This window comes from Geodermatophilus sp. SYSU D01180, assembly GCF_054050415.1.
The window spans coordinates 527328-543299 of sequence record NZ_JBJGZH010000001.1 but is presented as its reverse complement, the minus strand read 5'-3'; the positions used below and the strand labels follow the sequence as shown (position 1 = coordinate 543299).

Below are 15972 nucleotides of genomic sequence, written 5' to 3'. Positions count from 1 at the left end.
GTCGGGCAGCTGCCGGGCCACGGCGTCGTCGACCAGGGCGCGCAGCGCCGCCGCCTCGCCCGCGTCGTCGAGGACCGCCGCCGTCAGGCCCTGGTCCCAGGAGTGCCGCTGGCAGACCAGCAGCGCGGCCAGCACCCGGCGGCGGTCGTCGTCGCTCAGCACGGGTGCCGCGAGGGGCCCGTGCGCAACCCCCTCGCACGGGCCCCTCCGTCCTCAGGCCCCGTCGCGGTGCCGGCGCAGCAGCTCGGCGTAGGCCCGGCCGCTGTCCTTCACCGTGCGCCGCTGGGTGGCGTAGTCGACGTGCACCAGCCCGAACCGCTGCGCGTAGCCGCGGGCCCACTCGAAGTTGTCCAGCAGCGACCAGGCGAAGTAGCCGCGGACGTCGGCGCCGCGCTCCATCGCCGCCGCCATCGCGGCGAGGTGGCGGGCCAGGAAGTCCACCCGCTCGGGGTCGTGCACCGCGCCCTCGGCGTCGACCTCGTCGTCCCAGGCCGAGCCGTTCTCGGTGACCACCAGCGGCAGGCCCGGCGCGCGCTCGGTGAGCCACAGCAGCAGGTCGGTGAACGCCTGCGGGCTGATCCCCCACCCCATCGTCGTCGTCGGGCCCTCGGGGTCGAGCTCGACGACGTCCCCGCCGCCGATGAACGACGTCGGCGGCTCGCCCGCGGGGCGGGTCCCGGCCCGCACCGTCTGCTCGAAGTAGTAGTTGACGCCGAGCCAGTCCAGCGGCGCCGCGATGGTCTCCAGGTCGCCGTCGCGGACCGGCAGCGGGGCGCCGGCGGCCTCGAGGTCGGCGACGACGTCGGCCGGGTAGGCGCCGTGCACGGCCGGCTCGAGGAACATCCGGTTCTGCTGGCCGTCGAGGCGGCGGGCGGCGTCGACGTCGGCGGGGTCCTGGGTCGCCGGGTGCATCGGCGTGAAGTTCAGCGTGACGCCGAGGGAGGTCACGCCGGCCGCGCGGAGCCGGGCCGCGGCCAGGCCGTGCCCGAGCAGCAGGTGGTGGGTGGCGCGGGCGCCGGCGACCGGGTCCTGCAGGCCGGGGGCGTGCGCGCCGGACACGTGGCCGAGCAGCGCGCTGCACATCGGCTCGTTGAGCGTCGACCAGTGCCGCACCCGGTCGCCCAGGGCGTCGACGACGACCGCGGCGTAGTCGGCGAAGCGCTCGGCGGTGTCCCGGTCGGCCCAGCCGCCGCGGTCCTGCAGCGCCTGCGGCAGGTCCCAGTGGTAGAGGGTCAGCCACGGCTGCACCCCGACGGCGAGCAGCTCGTCGACCAGCCGCCGGTAGAAGTCCAGCCCGCGCTGCTCGACCCGGCCGCCGCCCTCGGGCAGCACCCGCGGCCAGGCCACCGAGAACCGGTAAGCCGACAGCCCCAGGCCCGCCATCAGCGCGACGTCGTCGCGGTACCGGTGGTAGTGGTCGACGGCGACGTCGCCGGTGTGGCCCTGGAACGTGCGGCCGGGCGTGTGGCTGTAGGTGTCCCAGATCGACGGTCCCCGCCCGTCCTCGGTCACGGCGCCCTCGATCTGGTACGAGGCGGTCGCGGCGCCGAGGACGAAGCCGGGCGGGAACGTCAGGCCGGCGAGGGCGTCGTCGGGGGTGGCGGTGGGGGTCACGGCAGGGTGCTCCTCAGGGCAGGGGTGAGCAGGCAGGGGTGAGCAGGCAGAGGCCAGGCGGCAGGGGGCAGGCGGGCGTCGACGCCGACGACGCCGGCGGTGACTGCACCACCACCGAGCACCTGCTCGCCGCCGGCCGCCGGCGGGTGGCCACCGTGGCTGGCCCGCGGGACCCTATCGCCGGTATCGACCGCCACGCCGGGGACCGCCGGCCGCCCGGTGCCCGGTGACGTCGCCGTCGTCGGGTCAGACCACGCCGCGGGACCGCGACCACCGAGCCGCCTGCTGCGCAGGGTCGAGGGCGACCCCGGGGTGGAGCCGCGGGTCCGCCCGACCCGGCCGTGCGGCGCGCCTCGGCCCGCCGAGAGCCCCCATCCCCCGCTCGTACGCTCGCAGCGGGTCTGAGGGGAAGGTCACGGGACTACCGGAGTCGTACCTCCGGACCGCGTCGCGGGTCGGAGACCGCCCCCCGTCGCTGGTATGAGGTCCCAGGTTCCTCTGTCGTGTCGCCGGACCCTTCCGTCACACCGTCCCCAGAGTTGCGGCACGCGCCGGGTTCCCGAGCGCGAGTCGCGACCAGGAGGACACATGCAGCACTCCAGACCAGCGGGGCGTCCCCGACCCTCGCGCCCGGCCCGCGGGCTCACCGTCACCGCGTCGGCCGTCCTCGTCCTCGCCGCCCTGCCGGCCGGCGCGGCGGCGGCCGACGGCGGCGGCTCGTCGGGAGGGGGCGACACCTGGGTGGTGCACCCGGGCGAGTCCATCCAGGCCGCCGTCGACGAGGCCGCGTCGGGCGACACCATCCGGATCGAGGCGGGGACCTACGAGGAGGCCGTCTGCGTCGACGGCAAGGGCCTGACGATCGTCGGGGCCGGCCGCGGCGACGACGGCACCCGGATCGTCTGGCCGGAGTGGACCACCCCGGACCAGCTGCCCGAGGTCGCGTCCACCCCCTGCTGGGAGGCGCAGAACTCCGCGGACCCCGAGAGCGACCCCGCCACGCTGCGGGACGACGTCTCCGGGCTGTTCTTCCTCGACCCCGACGGCCCGGTCCGGGTCAGCCACCTGTCCACCTCCGACCACCCGGCCAACGGCATCGCCGCCTGGGGCGCCGACGGCTTCCGGGTGGCCAAGACCCGGGCGCACGGGCACGAGCGCTACGGCATCCTCGCCGCGGACTCGACCCACACCCGGATCACCCGGAACATCCTGGAGGGCGTCGACCGCGGGACGCCCGCGGCGCCCAACAGCGGCACCGCCGGGATCGGGGTCACCGACTCCGACGAGTCCTACGCCGACGTCGTCGCCAACGACGTGCAGGGCTACAACATCGGCGTCTTCGCCCGGGAGTCGCGCGGCGGGGCCATCCGGCACAACTACGTGTCCGGCAACTGCGTCGGCGTGCTGGTGTTCGACGACGCGGCCACCGAGATCCCCGAGGCCGGCCGCCAGGTCGAGGGCGGGGACTGGCAGCTGCGGTGGAACGAGGTGACCGGCAACGACCGGTTCTGCCTCGCCGGCGTGGGCGAGGTGCAGGCGTCGCTGCGCGTGTCCGGCACCGGGATCGGGATCGTCAACGCCGACTCGGTGGGCGTGCGCCACAACCAGGTGCACGACAACGCGCCGTCGGTCGACCCCGCGTCGCTGCAGTTCCCCGCGGGCGGACTCGTGCTCGTGACGCTGCCGCCGTTCAACAACGCGGCCGGCGTCGACCCCGGCCCCGCGGAGCGGATCGTCGTCGAGGACAACGCCCTCACCGGCAACGTCCCCGTCGACGTGCTGCTGAGCTCCCCGGAGGTCAGCCCGTTCCTGCTCGACGTCGGGTCGGTCGACTTCGCGGGCAACACCTGCGGGTCCAGCCTCCCGCCGGGGATCTGCTAGCCACCCCGCAGCCGGGGGCCCTCTCCGCGCGGGGAGGGTCCCCGGTCAGGTCGCCCAGGCGGGGCGGGCCGGATCGACCCGCCACACGACGGCGACCCCGCCGCCGGGGCGCAGCACGACGCCGTCGGGGACGTCCCGGCCGTCGGTCCCCAGCCACAGCCGGGCGTCGGGGCGGCCGAGGTCGACCCAGCCCGCGGGGGCGCGCACGACCTCGTGCGCGGGGGCCGCGCCCGGGTCGGCCGCGCGCAGGTAGGCCTGCAGCACCCGGGCGCCGTCCGGGCCGGCGACCTCGTCGTGGTCCAGCCCGGTGCCCGCCCGCAGCACGCCGACGTCGCCGGCGGCCAGCGGGGCGTCCCCGCCCCACCGGTGGGTGAGCGAGCCGGCCAGCACCACCGCGACGACGTCGACGGCGCGGTGCGCGTGCACGCCGTAGCCGGCGCCGGGCGGCAGCCGGTCGTCGGTCACCCGCAGCAGCGGGCCGAGCGAGCCGTCGCCCGGCTCGAGCAGCGCGGCGCCCTCGACGCCGGTCACCGCGCGGCGTCCCGCCCGGGCAGCGCCGCCGGACCGCCGGGCAGCCCACCGGCGACCAGGGCGACCAGCAGCGACCACGCCGTCCCCAGGCACAGCCCGCCGACGACGTCGGACGGGTAGTGCACGCCCAGCCACACGCGGGTCAGCCCGACCAGCACCGCGAGCGCGACCCCCGCGGTGACGGCGGCGCGGCGGCCGGGCGCGGTCAGCCGCGGCCAGGCGAGCACCAGCGCGACGGTGACCAGCGTGGCGATGCCCGAGGAGTGCCCGCTCGGGTAGCTCAGCCCCTCGTACACCAGGCCGCCGTTCTCGAACGCCGGCCGGGCCCGGCCGACCAGCTCCTTCAGGCCGGTGGTGAGCGGCCCGACCGCGGTGACCGCGACGACGACCCACAGAACGGTGCGCCACGCGCGGCGGCGGACCAGCCAGACCAGCACCGGCAGGAACACCAGCACGCGGAACCAGGTGACGCCCGGGGTGGTGAGCGTCTCCAGCAGCGCGCTCACCGGCGCCGAGCGGTCGTCGCCGGCGTACAGCTCGCGGCTCACCGCGGCGTCGAGGCGCACCTGCGGGCCGAAGCGGGCCGCCACCCCGGTCCCGAGCAGGGCGAGGACGGCGAGGCCGCCCCCGATCGCGCGGAGCACCCGGCGGCGGGCCCGCGCGGGCGCGGTGGTCGGGGCGGTCACTCCCCCACTCTCCCCGACGCGACCGGCCGTGACACGCTGGCCGCGTGGCCCACCGGGTGATCGACCGCCCGCCGACGGCGGCGACGCTGCGGCGGCTGGAGCGCGCCTCCGGGGCCATCGCCACCCGCGCCGTCGCGCGCATGGACGAGGACCTGCCCTGGTTCCGCACCATGCCGGCCGACCAGCGCTCCTGGGTCATGCTCGTCGCACAGGCCGGCATCGCCTCGCTGGTCGAGTGGTGCCGCTCCCCCGACCGGCCGCCCCGGCTCACCGGCGAGGTGTTCGGCGCCGCGCCGCGCGACCTGGTCCGCGCCGTGCCGCTCAAGCAGACCGTCGACCTGGTGGAGCTCACCGTCCAGGTGATGGACGACCACGTCGAGTCGGTGGCCGAGCCCGGCGACGCCGACGCGCTGCGCATGGCCGTGCTGCTGTTCAGCCGCGAGGTCGCCTTCGCCACCGCGCACGTCTACGCGAGCTTCGCCGAGAACCGCGGCGCCTGGGACGCGCGGCTGGAGGCGCTGGTCGTCGACGCGCTGGTCCGCGGCGAGCGCTCCGAGGAGCTGCCCGGCCGCGCCTCCGCGCTCGGCTGGGACGGCACCGGCCCGGTGGCCGTGCTGGTCGGGGCCGCCCCCGCCGACGGCGACACGCACGCCGACGTCCGCCGCGCCGCCCGCTCGCACCGCTGCGAGGTGCTCGTCGGCGTGCACGCCGAGCAGCTGGTCGTGGTGCTGGGCGGCGCCGACGACCTGCGGTCGGCGGCCGAGCGGGTCGCCGAGGAGTTCGGGCCGGGCCCGGTGGTCCTCGGCCCGGTCGTCGACCGGCTCAGCGCGGCCGGCGGGTCGGCCGCGGCGGCGCTGGCCGGGCTCCGGGCCGCGCGGGCGTGGCCCGGGGCCCCGCGGCCGGTGACCGCCGACGCGCTGCTGCCCGAGCGGGCCCTCGACGGCGACCCGCTGGCCCGCGCGGCGCTCACCGAGCGGGTGGTGCTGCCGCTGCGCACCGCCGGCGGCGACCTGCTCGAGACGGTGCGCGCGGTGCTGGCCGGCGGCGGCAACCTGGAGGCCACCGCGCGGGCGCTGTTCGTGCACCCGAACACCGTCCGGTACCGGCTCAAGCGGGCCGCCGAGGTGAGCGGGCAGGTGGCCACCGACCCGCGCGGCGCCTGGACGCTGCAGGTCGCGCTGGCGCTGGCCGACCTGGCCGGCGAGCGCTCCCTCTGGCACTAGCGGGACCCGGGGCCGCAAGGGGGCCCTGCAGTGTTGTCCACCACGGATCGAGGTCGCGACGGCCCGTCCGCACTCTCCGGTTGTGGGAACCCTCCAAAGCGCAGCGGTGTCCTTTCGTGCCGGACGAGCGCGCGGGAGACCGTGACCAATGAGACGGTGAAGGAGTGCTGGCCGTCCTCGCACCCGGGCAGGGTGCGCAGAAGCCCGGGATGCTCACCCCCTGGTTGGAGCTCCCCGGCGCCGAGTCCTTCTTCCGCTGGGCCGGGGCGATCGCCGACGCCGACCTGCTGACGCTGGGCACCACCGGCGACGCCGAGGCGATCCGCGACACCGCGGTCACCCAGCCGCTCGTCGTCGCGATGAGCCTGTTCGTCGCCCGCGAGCTCGGCGGCCTGCCCGGCCCGGTCGCGCACTCGCCGCAGACCGGCCGCGACGTCGTCATCGCCGGGCACAGCGTCGGCGAGCTCACCGCGGCCGCTCTGGCCGGCGTGCTGTCGGTCGAGGCGGCGATCGCGCTCACCGCCGTCCGCGGCCGCGCGATGGCCCGCGCCTGCGGGCTCACCCCGACCGGCATGTCCGCCGTCCTCGGCGCCGACCCCGACGAGCTGGAGAAGGCGCTCGAGCGGCACGGGCTGGTCGCGGCCAACCTCAACGGCGGCGGCCAGGTCGTCGTCGCCGGGCCGCTGGACGGGCTGGCCGCGCTCAAGGCCGAGCCGCCGGCGAAGGCGCGGGTCGTGCCGCTGTCGGTGGCCGGCGCGTTCCACACCTCCTACATGGGCCCGGCCCGCGAGGAGCTCGAGGGCCTGGTCGGCGGCCTGCGCCCGGCCGACCCGAGCCGGCTGCTGCTGTCCAACGCCGACGGCGCCGCCGTCGACTCCGGCGCCGAGGCGCTGTCCCGCCTGGTCAGCCAGGTCACCAGCCCCGTGCGCTTCGACGCGTGCCTGGCCACCCTGCGCGAGCTCGGCGTCACCGCGGCCATCGAGCTGCCGCCGGCGGGCGCGCTGGCCGGCCTGGCCAAGCGCGAGTGGAAGGGCGCCGACGTCGAGGTGCTGGCGCTGGCCGGCCCCGGCGACCTGGACCGCGCCCGCGCCCTCATCGACGCCGCCCGCGGCCGGCCCGAGGCCGAGCACCAGCCCGACTGGCGGGTCGTCGTCTCCCCCGTCCGCGGCACGGTCAGCCCCGCCGACGTCCCCGAGGGCACCCACCTGCCCGCCGGCACCCCGCTCGGCTGCGTGCGCAGCCGCCGCGAGGAGGTCAAGGTCTCGGCCGGGTACGACGGCGTCCTCGCCGAGTGGCTCGTCCAGGACGGCGACCTCGTCGACGCCGGCGACCCGCTCGCCCGTCTCTACCCGGAGGTCCCCGCGTGAGCATCCGACTGCCGAAGGGCGCCCCGGGGGCGCGCATCCTGGGCCTCGGCGGCTACCGGCCCCGCCGGCGCGTCACCAACGACGAGCTCGCCCAGGTGATGGACACCAACGACGAGTGGATCCAGACCCGCGTCGGCATCGCCGAGCGCCGCTGGGCCTCGGAGGACGAGACCCTGCAGGAGATGGCCGTCGCCGCCGGCGGCAAGGCGCTGGCCGCCAGCGGCCTGGCGCCCGACGAGGTCGACCTGGTGATCCTCGCCAGCGCCAGCCTCAAGGAGCCGATCCCCGGCATCGGCCCGCAGGTCGCCCACCGCCTCGGCATCCCCCGCCCCGGCGCGTTCGACCTCAACGCCGGGTGCGCCGGCTTCTGCTACGCGCTCGAGATGGCCTCCGCGGCCATCCGCGCCGGCTCGGCGCGCAACGCGCTGGTGGTCGGCGTCGAGCGGCTCACCGACGTCGTCGACCAGACCGACCGCTCGACCGCGGTGATCTTCGCCGACGGCGCCGGCGCGGCCGTGGTCGGCGCCTCCGACGAGCCGGGCATCGGCCCGGTGGCGTGGGGCAGCGACGGCGACCAGTTCTCCGCGATCGAGATCGTCGCGGGCTCCAAGGGCATCTCCATGGCCGGCCAGGCGGTCTACCGCTGGGCCACCACCCGGCTCACCGACACCCTCATCCAGGCGATGGAGTCCGCCGGCGTCGGCCCCGAGGACATCGACGTGTTCGCCCCGCACCAGGCCAACCTGCGCATCGTCGAGTCGATGACCCGCAGGCTCGGGTTCGGCAAGGAGACCGTGGTCGCCCGCGACATCGTCCAGGCCGGCAACACCTCCGCGGCGTCGATCCCGCTGGCCCTCACCGCGCTGATGGAGTCCGGCGAGGCCAAGAGCGGTGACCTCGCGCTCGTCCTCGGGTACGGCGCCGGTCTCACCTTCGCCGGCCAGGTGCTCGTCCTGCCCTGAGCGGCATCCCAGACACCCGGGACGTCCGGGCCCGACGGCGGGCAGCGCCCGCCCCCACCGAGAGAGAGGACCCCCGCGTGAGCGAGGACATCCAGGCAGGTCTGGCCGAGATCCTGGAGGAGGTCGCCGGGGTCGCCCCCGCCGACGCCACCCCGGAGAAGTCGTTCACCGAGGACCTCGACGTCGACTCCCTGTCGATGGTCGAGATCGCCACCGCCGTCGAGGACAAGTTCGGCGTGGCCATCCCCGACGACGAGCTCGGCAACATCAAGACCGTCGGCGACGCCATCAGCTACATCCAGAAGAACCAGGGCTGAGCCGGGTCCCCGGCCGCCCGCGCCCGCACGCCCCCAGGAGAGGACCCGTCATGAGCACGCACGACGACGTCGTCGTCACCGGCCTCGGAGCCACCACGCCGCTCGGTGGCGACGTCGCCAGCACCTGGGACGCGCTGCTGGCCGGACGGTCGGGGGTCCGCCGCCTCGACGACGACTGGGTCAAGGAGTTCCCCGCCCAGCTCGCCGCGACCCTGGCCGCCGACCCCGTCTCGCAGCTCGACCGGGTCCGCGCGCGCCGGCTGGACCGCAGCCAGCAGGTCGCGGTCATCGCCGCCGAGGAGGCCTGGGCCGAGTCCGGCGCCGCCGACGCCGGGGTAGCCCCCGAGCGCATCGCGGTCGTCTTCGGCACCGGCATCGGCGGGGCGCTGACCCTGCTCGGCCAGGACGACGTCCTGGAGGAGAAGGGCCCCAAGCGGGTCTCACCCTTCACCATCCCGATGCTCATGCCCAACGGCCCGGCCGCGGCCGTCGGGCTGGCCGTCGGCGCCCGCGGCGGCGTGCACGCCCCGGTCAGCGCCTGCGCCTCCGGCGCCGAGGCGATCCGCTGGGGCCTGGACCTGCTGCGCTTCGACCGCGCCGACGTCGTCCTGGTCGGCGGCGCCGAGGCCGTGGTCCACCCGCTGCCGATGGCCGGCTTCGCCGCCATGCGGGCGATGAGCACCCGCAACGACGAGCCCGAGCGCGCCTCGCGGCCGTTCGACAAGGGCCGCGACGGGTTCGTGCTCGGCGAGGGCGCGGCCGCGCTGGTCCTCGAGCGCGCGGGCTCGGCGAAGGCGCGCGGCGCCCGGGTGCACGCCCGGCTGGCCGGCGCCGGCGCCACCGCCGACGGCTACGACCTGGTCGCCCCGCACCCGGAGGGCGAGGGCGCCGCCCGGGCGATCGGCGCCGCGCTGCGCGACGCCGGCATCGACCCCGCCGACGTCGGCCACGTCAACGCGCACGCCACCTCCACCCCGGTCGGCGACACGGCCGAGGCCGCCGCGATCCGCAGCGCCGTCGGTGACCACGCGCTGGTCACCGCGACCAAGAGCCAGACCGGCCACCTGCTCGGCGCCGCCGGCGCCCTGGAGTCGGTGTTCACCGTCCTCGCCCTGCGCGAGCAGGTCGTCCCCGCGACGGCGAACCTCGACGACCCCGACGACGACGCCGCCGTGCAGGCCCTCGACATCGTCCGCCGCGAGCCGCGCCAGGCGTCCCTCACCGCCGCGGTCAACGACTCGTTCGGCTTCGGCGGCCACAACATCGCGCTGGTCTTCACGACCGCGTAACCCTCCCCGCCCGGCCCCCGGGCCGGCCCCCCGCACAGGCCCGCCCCTGGAGGTCCGGTGACCACCGTCCACGCCGTCCCGACGCTGCCCAGCCCCGACCCGCGCGACCCCGAGGACCGCCTCGCCCGCTTCTTCGACGCCGGGTCGGTGGCCCTGCTCGCCCCCCGCGACACCTCGGGCGTCATGGCCGCACGCGGGACGGTGGCCGGCAGCCCCGCCGTCGCCTTCTGCACCGACGCCACGGTGATGGGCGGCGCGATGGGGATCGACGGCTGCCGGCACATCGTCGACGCCATCGACACGGCCCTGCGCGAGCGCGTGCCGGTGGTCGGCATCTGGCACTCCGGCGGCGCCCGGCTGGCCGAGGGCGTGACCGCGCTGCACGCCGTCGGCGAGGTGTTCGCCGCGATGGTGCGCGCCTCGGGCCGGGTGCCGCAGGTCTCGGTGGTGCTCGGCCCGGCCGCCGGCGGCGCCGCGTACGGGCCGGCGCTGACCGACCTGGTGATCATGGGGCCGGCAGGGCGGGTGTTCGTCACCGGTCCCGACGTCGTCCGCTCGGTGACCGGCGAGGACGTCGACATGGAGCGCCTCGGCGGCCCGGACACCCACGGCCGGCGCAGCGGCGTCGTGCACGTGGTCACCGAGTCCGAGGCGGCAGCGCTGGAGACCGCCCGGCAGGCGGTGGACCTGTTCGCCGCGCAGGGCTCCTTCGCGCCGGCGGCGGACGCCCCCGACGTCGACCTGCGCTCCCTGCTGCCCGAGCAGCCGCAGCGGGCCTACGACGTCAAGCCGCTCGTGGCCGCCGTGCTCGACGGGCCGGGCCTGGAGCTGCACCCGCGCTGGGCGCCGAACATCGTCACCACTCTCGGCCGGCTCAACGGGCGGACGGTCGGCGTGATCGCCAACAACCCGCTGCGCCTGGGCGGCTGCCTGGACTCGGCGTCGGCGGAGAAGGCCGCCCGCTTCGTGCGGATGTGCGACGCCTTCGGCGTGCCGCTGGTGGTGCTGGTCGACGTCCCCGGCTACCTGCCCGGCGTGGGCCAGGAGTGGGACGGCGTGGTGCGGCGCGGCGCGAAGCTGCTGCACGCCTTCGCCGAGGCGGTCGTGCCGCGGGTGACGCTGGTGACCCGCAAGTCCTACGGCGGGGCCTACATCGCGATGAACTCCCGCTCGCTGGGCGCCACCGCCGTCTTCGCCTGGCCCGGCGCCGAGGTGGCGGTCATGGGCGCCAAGGCCGCGGTCGGCATCCTGCACCGCAAGAAGCTGGCCGCGGTGCCGCCGGCGGAGCGGGAGGCGCTGCACGCCCAGCTGGCCGCCGAGCACGAGCGGATCGCCGGCGGGGTGAACCGGGCGCTGGAGATCGGCGTCGTCGACGAGGTGGTGGAGCCCGCCCGCACCCGCCGCCGCCTGGTGGAGGCCCTCGCCTCGGCCCCGGCCGGCCGCGGGGCGCACGGCAACATCCCGCTCTAGAGACCGGCACGGACGAGGGGCCCGTCACCGCTGCCGCGGTGGCGGGCCCCTTCGTGCGGATGAAGGTCGCCCGGACGCCGCTTCCCCGACGGCGTCCGGACGACCTGGTCTGCAGCCTACGACGAGGGAGCGGGGTGCCTCACGTCGTGTGCCCTGATCGTGACCTGCGACTTCGCCCGGGACCGTCAGACGACCTGGTGCAGCCAGGTGGTCTGGCTGCCGTCGCCGGCGTAGCGGTAGACCTCGAGGTCGGCGTCCCAGGCCGCGCCGAGGAGCTGGTCGACGCCGTGGCGGAACGCCTCCGCCGAGGTGGCGGTCGCCGCGAGCGTGCGCAACTGCTGCTCGGTCACCACGATGTCACCGTTGGCGCTGGTGGGGGCACGGAAGACGCCGTGCCCGGGCACGTAGGACATCCGCTCGCCGTCGTTGCCGTGGCTGGCCTCCTCGGTCACCTCGAAGCGCAGCATCGGCCACGCGCGCAGCGCGGCGACCAGCTTGGCGCCCGTCCCGGGAGAACCGGTCCAGGCGACCTCGGCACGGTAGGCACCGTGCGCCGCGGGCTGGTCGGCCCACGACAGGGAGACCGGCGCGCCGATGACGCGTTCGAGCGCCCACTCGACGTGCTGGCAGAGCGCCTTCGGGCAGGAGTGCACGAAGACGACACCCTGGGTAGACCGTCGCTGCACGAGGCACCTCCATCGACTCGATCGGTCTCGTCTTCCCCAACGGACGATCGATTCGGTGACAGGCTGTGGTCAACGGCGGCGGACCAGGGCTTCCGGTGACAGTGTGCACGATGAGGTGCCGGTCGCGCCAGTGCGGATGCAGCGACTGTTCCGGATGTGACCACACCCGCCCCGCGCGTCACGGAAGTGCAGGTCAGCGCCATACCACGACCACCGGCGCGGCGTCCAACCCGGGGCCGGACCGCCCTGACGGTACACCGTGGCTCCTGTCACGCGCCGCTGCGGGGCCCCGTGTCGCATACGGAACTCCGTCGACCGTCGGTCACGCTCGGTGAGTAGCCCGCGGGAGTGTCGGTCACCCAGCGAGATCGGCGACCCGGTCCCCGCCGGCCGCCTTGGCCCGGTACATGGCCTCGTCGGCGCGGTGCAGCACCCCCGCGACGTCGTCGTCGGGGTGGACGAGGGCGCAGCCCACGCTGGCGGTCACCGCGCAGCCGGCCCCGACCTCCGCGACGGCGGCCCGCAGGCGGTCGGCGAGCAGGACGTCGTCGGCGGGCAGGAGGGACCCGGCGAGGACGGCGAACTCGTCGCCGCCGAGCCGGGCGACGGTGTCGGTCTCGCGGACCGCCCGGCCCAGCGCGGCGGCGACCGAGCGGAGGACCTCGTCGCCGGCGGCGTGGCCGCGCAGGTCGTTGACCGCCTTGAAGCCGTCGAGGTCGACGATGCAGACCACCGCCCGCTCACCCCGCCCGGCGAGGCGCAGGGCGCGGCCGACGCGGTCGAGGAAGACCCGGCGGTTGGGGACGCCGGTGAGCGGGTCGGTGGTGGCCAGCGCCTCCTGGGTGCGCAGCAGCAGCACCTGCCGGTCGTGGGCGGCCCACTGGTTGGCCGAGGACAGCGTGCAGATCAGCGTGACCGTGCCGAGCACGGTGGCCACCAGCAGCGAGTGGGCGTCCGGCGGGCCGGCGACCAGGCTCGCGTACGCGGCGGTCATGAGCGCGCCGGTGAGCACCACGCCGGCCGGCGGGTAGGCCACCGCCATGTAGACGAGGACCAGGAAGAAGATGGCCGACAGGGGGCTGTCGGTGCCGCCGTCCAGGCGCGCGGCGGTGGCGACGATGGCCGTCACCGCCGCCGTCCAGGCGTAGAACAGCAGCGGGCCGCGCAGGTCGCGGACGATCCGGTGCAGCGGCAGCAGGAGCAGCAGCGGCGTCAGGACGACGACCGAGCCGGCCAGCGCCAGCAGCACGGGGTGCCGGTGACCGGGCGTCGGCGTGGTCCAGGTGTAGACGAGGCAGGCCCAGCCGGCGATCTCGCTGAGCAGCACGCCGGTGTGCACGTGCCGGACCCAGAAGCGGGCGCGCTCGGCGTCCTCGGCCAGCGGCCGGTAGAGCCCCGCGCCGAGCCAGGCGGGCGCGGCACGCCGCGGCCGGCGCGGGGTCCCCGCCCCGGCGCGTCGCACTCCTGCCCCGTCCACGGTCGGGTTCTCGGCCGTTCCCGTTCCGTCCTCCACCCGGACGCACGTGCCGCTCCCCCGACGGGGTGGGTAGGGCCGGGGCATGGGACGGGACGACGCGACGCACGGGATGGCCGACGCCGGCCGGGACGTGGTGGGGCCGATGGTGCTCGGCGCCTGGGACGCCTTCCTCGAGCAGGCGGCCGCGGTGGACCTGGAGCGGCCGACGCGGCTGCCGGGCTGGCGGGCGCACGAGGTGTGCGTGCACCTGGGCTGCTGGCCCGACCACGCCGCCCTGGCCGACCTGGTGGCCTCCGCCCGGGCCGGCGGCGCCGGGACGCCGGCCGACGTCGACGCGACGAACGCCCGGGTGACGGCCGCCCACCGCGACGCCTCGCGGGAGGAGGTCCTCGCCGCGCTGCGCCGCAACCGGGAGGCGACCGAGCGCTACCTGACCGAGGAGCCCGCCGGGCTGGACGCCGCGCCCGCCGTCTCCACCGTCGGGCGGCTGCCGATGCTGTCGGTGGTCCTCGGCCAGGCCTACGAGCTCGCCGTGCACGGGCTGGACCTGGTGCCGCTGGGCGCTCCCCCGGTCCCGGCACCGGTCCTGGACGCCGGGCTGGCCGCGCTGGCCGACGTCACCGGCGCGCTGGCCGCCTCCTCGGGCATCACCGGCGGCGCCGCCCTGGTCACCCCCGGCGGCGGGTGGGTCTTCGCCGCCGACCCGCCGGGCTGGACGGTGCGGCGGGTCGGCGGCACGCGCCCGCGCGGCGCCGTCGTCGAGGCCGCGGGCGACGTGCTGCTGGAGGCGGCGTCGGGGCGGACCAACCCGGCCGCGGCGCTGGTGCGGCGCCGGCTGCGGGTGCGGGACCTGCCGGAGCTGATGCGGCTGGCCCCGATCGTCGAGTCGGCGCCGGGCATCCCCGGCGGGCCGATCCTGGCGCTGGCCGCGCGGACCGTCGGGGGCGCCGGCGACCTGCTCGGCCGGTTCCGGGGGCGCCGCTAGCAGGCGCCGCCCAGCGAGATGCCGTGCGCCCGCAGCCACGGCATCGGGTCGACCCGGCTGGCGTAGAGCCCGCCCTCGTGCACCTCGAAGTGCAGGTGCGGCCCGGTGGACTGGCCCTTGTTGCCGACCTCGGCGATCTGCTGGCCGGCGCTCACGACCTGACCGGCCGAGACGAAGAACCGGTTGACGTGGCCGTAGAGGGTGATCGAGCCGTCGTCGTGCTGGACGTAGACGGCCTGGCCGAAGCCGCTGGCGGGACCGGCCTGCAGGACGACGCCGCCCTCCGGGGCGAACACCGGGGTGCCGATCGGGGCGGCGATGTCCACGCCCTGGTGCATGGTCCCCCAGCGGGGGCCGTAGCAGGAGGTCACGCGGCCGGTGGTCGGGGCGATGCCGCCACCGGCGGTGGACTGCACGTTCACGGCGGCCTGCTGCTCGGCGGCCTGCTGGGCCTCCCAGGCGGCCTCGGCCTCGGCGATGCCGCGCAGCCGCAGCAGCTCGACCTCGGCCGCGCGCAGCTGCTCGTCCAGGCGGGCCTTCTCGCCGGCCAGGGCGTCGTAGTCGCCCTGGGCCTGGGCCAGCCGGGCGTCGGCGGCGGCCTGGGCCTCCGCGGCGGCCGCGGCGGCGGCGTCGCGCTCCTGGACGGCGGCGCGTGCGGCGGCGTCGGCCTCCTCCTCCTGGGTCTCGAGCAGCTCGTACTGCTGGAGGGTCTCGGCGCGCTGGGCGCCGAGCAGGTCGAGGGTGGCGGCGCGCTCGAGGACCTCGCGGGGGCCCTGGCTGTCCAGCAGCACCGAGGCGGTGCCGCCGAGGTCTCCCCCGCTGCCCATGTAGGCCTCGCGGCCGAGCTCGACGACCTCGTCCTGGGCCTGGGCGACGGCGTCGCGCGCGGCCTGCAGCTCGGCGGCGGCCACGGCGGCGGCCTCCTGGGCGGCGGCGAGCTCGGCCTGGGCGACCAGTGCGGCGTCCGCGGCGGCCTCGGCCTCGACGGTCATCCGCTGGAGCTGCTCCTCGGCGGCGGTGACCGCGCCCTGGATCCGGCTCACCTCGGCGACGAGGGCGGCCTCGGCGGCCTCGGCCGCGGCGACGTCGTCGTCGGGGTCCGCCATCGCCGGGACGGGCGCCGCCAGGAGGAGCGCAGCGGCGCCGGCGGCGAGCACGGCGCGGCGCAGCCGTCGGGAGGCGGGGCGGGCGGTCCGGTGGTGCAGGGTCGCCAAGAGGGCGGGTCTCCCATTCTCGCGGCCGCCTGCCGGTCGAGGCCCGTCCGGGACGGGTGACCTGCCCGCGCATGGCGTCCGCGGGCGCGACCGAGCCGGGGACCTCCGTGCGGTCCCCGCTCCCGGCGCGTGCCGGGACGGTCAGGCGGAGTCCGGCCGGGGTCCCCGTCGGTCCGAGGCGCAGCGGCCCGGCAGGACCGCGGGCGAAGGTACTACGGATGGGACGGGTGAGGTCACGGGGACGTAACGGTCCTCGCGTGTCCGCTTGCG

The 15972-nt window shown here is 76.9% G+C and carries 15 protein-coding genes; 9 read left to right on the top strand and 6 right to left on the bottom strand.

Translation table 11 applies throughout. The annotated features are described in order from the left end of the window. Positions 1-213: 213 nt before the first annotated feature. Positions 214-1614 carry a GH1 family beta-glucosidase gene (locus tag ACI8AA_RS02425; RefSeq protein ID WP_457042921.1) on the bottom strand — a complete coding sequence of 467 codons (1401 nt, stop codon included), beginning with the start codon at positions 1612-1614 and terminating at the stop codon, positions 214-216. Between the two features lie 38 nt (positions 1615-1652). On the opposite strand from ACI8AA_RS02425, the gene ACI8AA_RS02420 reads away from it, so the two are divergent. Both ACI8AA_RS02420 and ACI8AA_RS02415 read left to right on the top strand, forming a co-directional pair. After that, positions 1653-1844, top strand: coding sequence for a hypothetical protein (locus ACI8AA_RS02420; protein WP_457042920.1), 192 nt, complete (start codon positions 1653-1655; stop codon positions 1842-1844). A gap of 358 nt (positions 1845-2202) precedes the next feature. Then, positions 2203-3495, top strand: coding sequence for a right-handed parallel beta-helix repeat-containing protein (locus tag ACI8AA_RS02415; protein ID WP_457042919.1), 1293 nt, complete (start codon positions 2203-2205; stop codon positions 3493-3495). Between the two features lie 45 nt (positions 3496-3540). Here ACI8AA_RS02415 and ACI8AA_RS02410 read toward each other — a convergent pair whose 3' ends face one another. Together ACI8AA_RS02410 and ACI8AA_RS02405 are read right to left on the bottom strand one after the other, a co-directional pair. Further along, positions 3541-4026, bottom strand: coding sequence for a pirin family protein (locus ACI8AA_RS02410; RefSeq protein ID WP_457042918.1), 486 nt, complete (start codon positions 4024-4026; stop codon positions 3541-3543). Continuing rightward, positions 4023-4712 carry a phosphatase PAP2 family protein gene (locus tag ACI8AA_RS02405; RefSeq protein WP_457042917.1) on the bottom strand — a complete coding sequence of 230 codons (690 nt, stop codon included), beginning with the start codon at positions 4710-4712 and terminating at the stop codon, positions 4023-4025. The genes ACI8AA_RS02410 and ACI8AA_RS02405 overlap by 4 nt, the downstream gene beginning before the upstream one ends. Before the next feature lie 44 nt (positions 4713-4756). Here ACI8AA_RS02405 and ACI8AA_RS02400 point away from each other — a divergent pair, with 44 nt between their 5' ends. The 6 genes from ACI8AA_RS02400 (at position 4757) to ACI8AA_RS02375 (ending at position 11340) form a co-directional block, all read left to right on the top strand. Then, positions 4757-5935 carry a PucR family transcriptional regulator gene (locus tag ACI8AA_RS02400; RefSeq protein WP_457042916.1) on the top strand — a complete coding sequence of 393 codons (1179 nt, stop codon included), beginning with the start codon at positions 4757-4759 and terminating at the stop codon, positions 5933-5935. Between the two features lie 164 nt (positions 5936-6099). Beyond that, positions 6100-7302 (top strand): acyltransferase domain-containing protein, encoded by a 1203-nt coding sequence (locus ACI8AA_RS02395; RefSeq protein ID WP_456902679.1) that lies wholly within the window; start codon positions 6100-6102, stop codon positions 7300-7302. Next, positions 7299-8264: a beta-ketoacyl-ACP synthase III gene (locus tag ACI8AA_RS02390; RefSeq protein ID WP_457042915.1), complete on the top strand. Its 966-nt coding sequence runs from the start codon at positions 7299-7301 to the stop codon at positions 8262-8264. Before ACI8AA_RS02395 ends, ACI8AA_RS02390 begins: the two co-directional genes overlap by 4 nt. A gap of 77 nt (positions 8265-8341) precedes the next feature. Then, positions 8342-8581, top strand: coding sequence for an acyl carrier protein (locus ACI8AA_RS02385; RefSeq protein ID WP_387984847.1), 240 nt, complete (start codon positions 8342-8344; stop codon positions 8579-8581). Positions 8582-8631: 50 nt separating this feature from the next. Then, the gene (locus tag ACI8AA_RS02380; protein ID WP_457042914.1) at positions 8632-9870 is read left to right on the top strand and encodes a beta-ketoacyl-[acyl-carrier-protein] synthase family protein; all 1239 of its coding nucleotides are present in this window, start codon (positions 8632-8634) and stop codon (positions 9868-9870) included. Positions 9871-9927: 57 nt separating this feature from the next. Beyond that, positions 9928-11340: an acyl-CoA carboxylase subunit beta gene (locus tag ACI8AA_RS02375; protein WP_457042913.1), complete on the top strand. Its 1413-nt coding sequence runs from the start codon at positions 9928-9930 to the stop codon at positions 11338-11340. A 185-nt stretch (positions 11341-11525) separates the two neighbouring features. On the opposite strand, the gene ACI8AA_RS02370 is transcribed toward ACI8AA_RS02375, so the two are convergent. Next, positions 11526-12026: a DUF3145 domain-containing protein gene (locus ACI8AA_RS02370; RefSeq protein ID WP_456930409.1), complete on the bottom strand. Its 501-nt coding sequence runs from the start codon at positions 12024-12026 to the stop codon at positions 11526-11528. A 355-nt stretch (positions 12027-12381) separates the two neighbouring features. After that, positions 12382-13503 carry a diguanylate cyclase domain-containing protein gene (locus ACI8AA_RS02365; RefSeq protein ID WP_457042912.1) on the bottom strand — a complete coding sequence of 374 codons (1122 nt, stop codon included), beginning with the start codon at positions 13501-13503 and terminating at the stop codon, positions 12382-12384. A gap of 82 nt (positions 13504-13585) precedes the next feature. On the opposite strand from ACI8AA_RS02365, the gene ACI8AA_RS02360 reads away from it, so the two are divergent. Next, positions 13586-14488, top strand: a complete 903-nt coding sequence (locus ACI8AA_RS02360; RefSeq protein WP_457042911.1) for a maleylpyruvate isomerase N-terminal domain-containing protein — start codon at positions 13586-13588, stop codon at positions 14486-14488. On the opposite strand, the gene ACI8AA_RS02355 is transcribed toward ACI8AA_RS02360, so the two are convergent. Next, the gene (locus tag ACI8AA_RS02355; RefSeq protein ID WP_457042910.1) at positions 14485-15702 is read right to left on the bottom strand and encodes a M23 family metallopeptidase; all 1218 of its coding nucleotides are present in this window, start codon (positions 15700-15702) and stop codon (positions 14485-14487) included. The two genes, ACI8AA_RS02360 and ACI8AA_RS02355, sit on opposite strands and share 4 nt — an antisense overlap. Between the last annotated feature and the right edge of the window lie 270 nt (positions 15703-15972).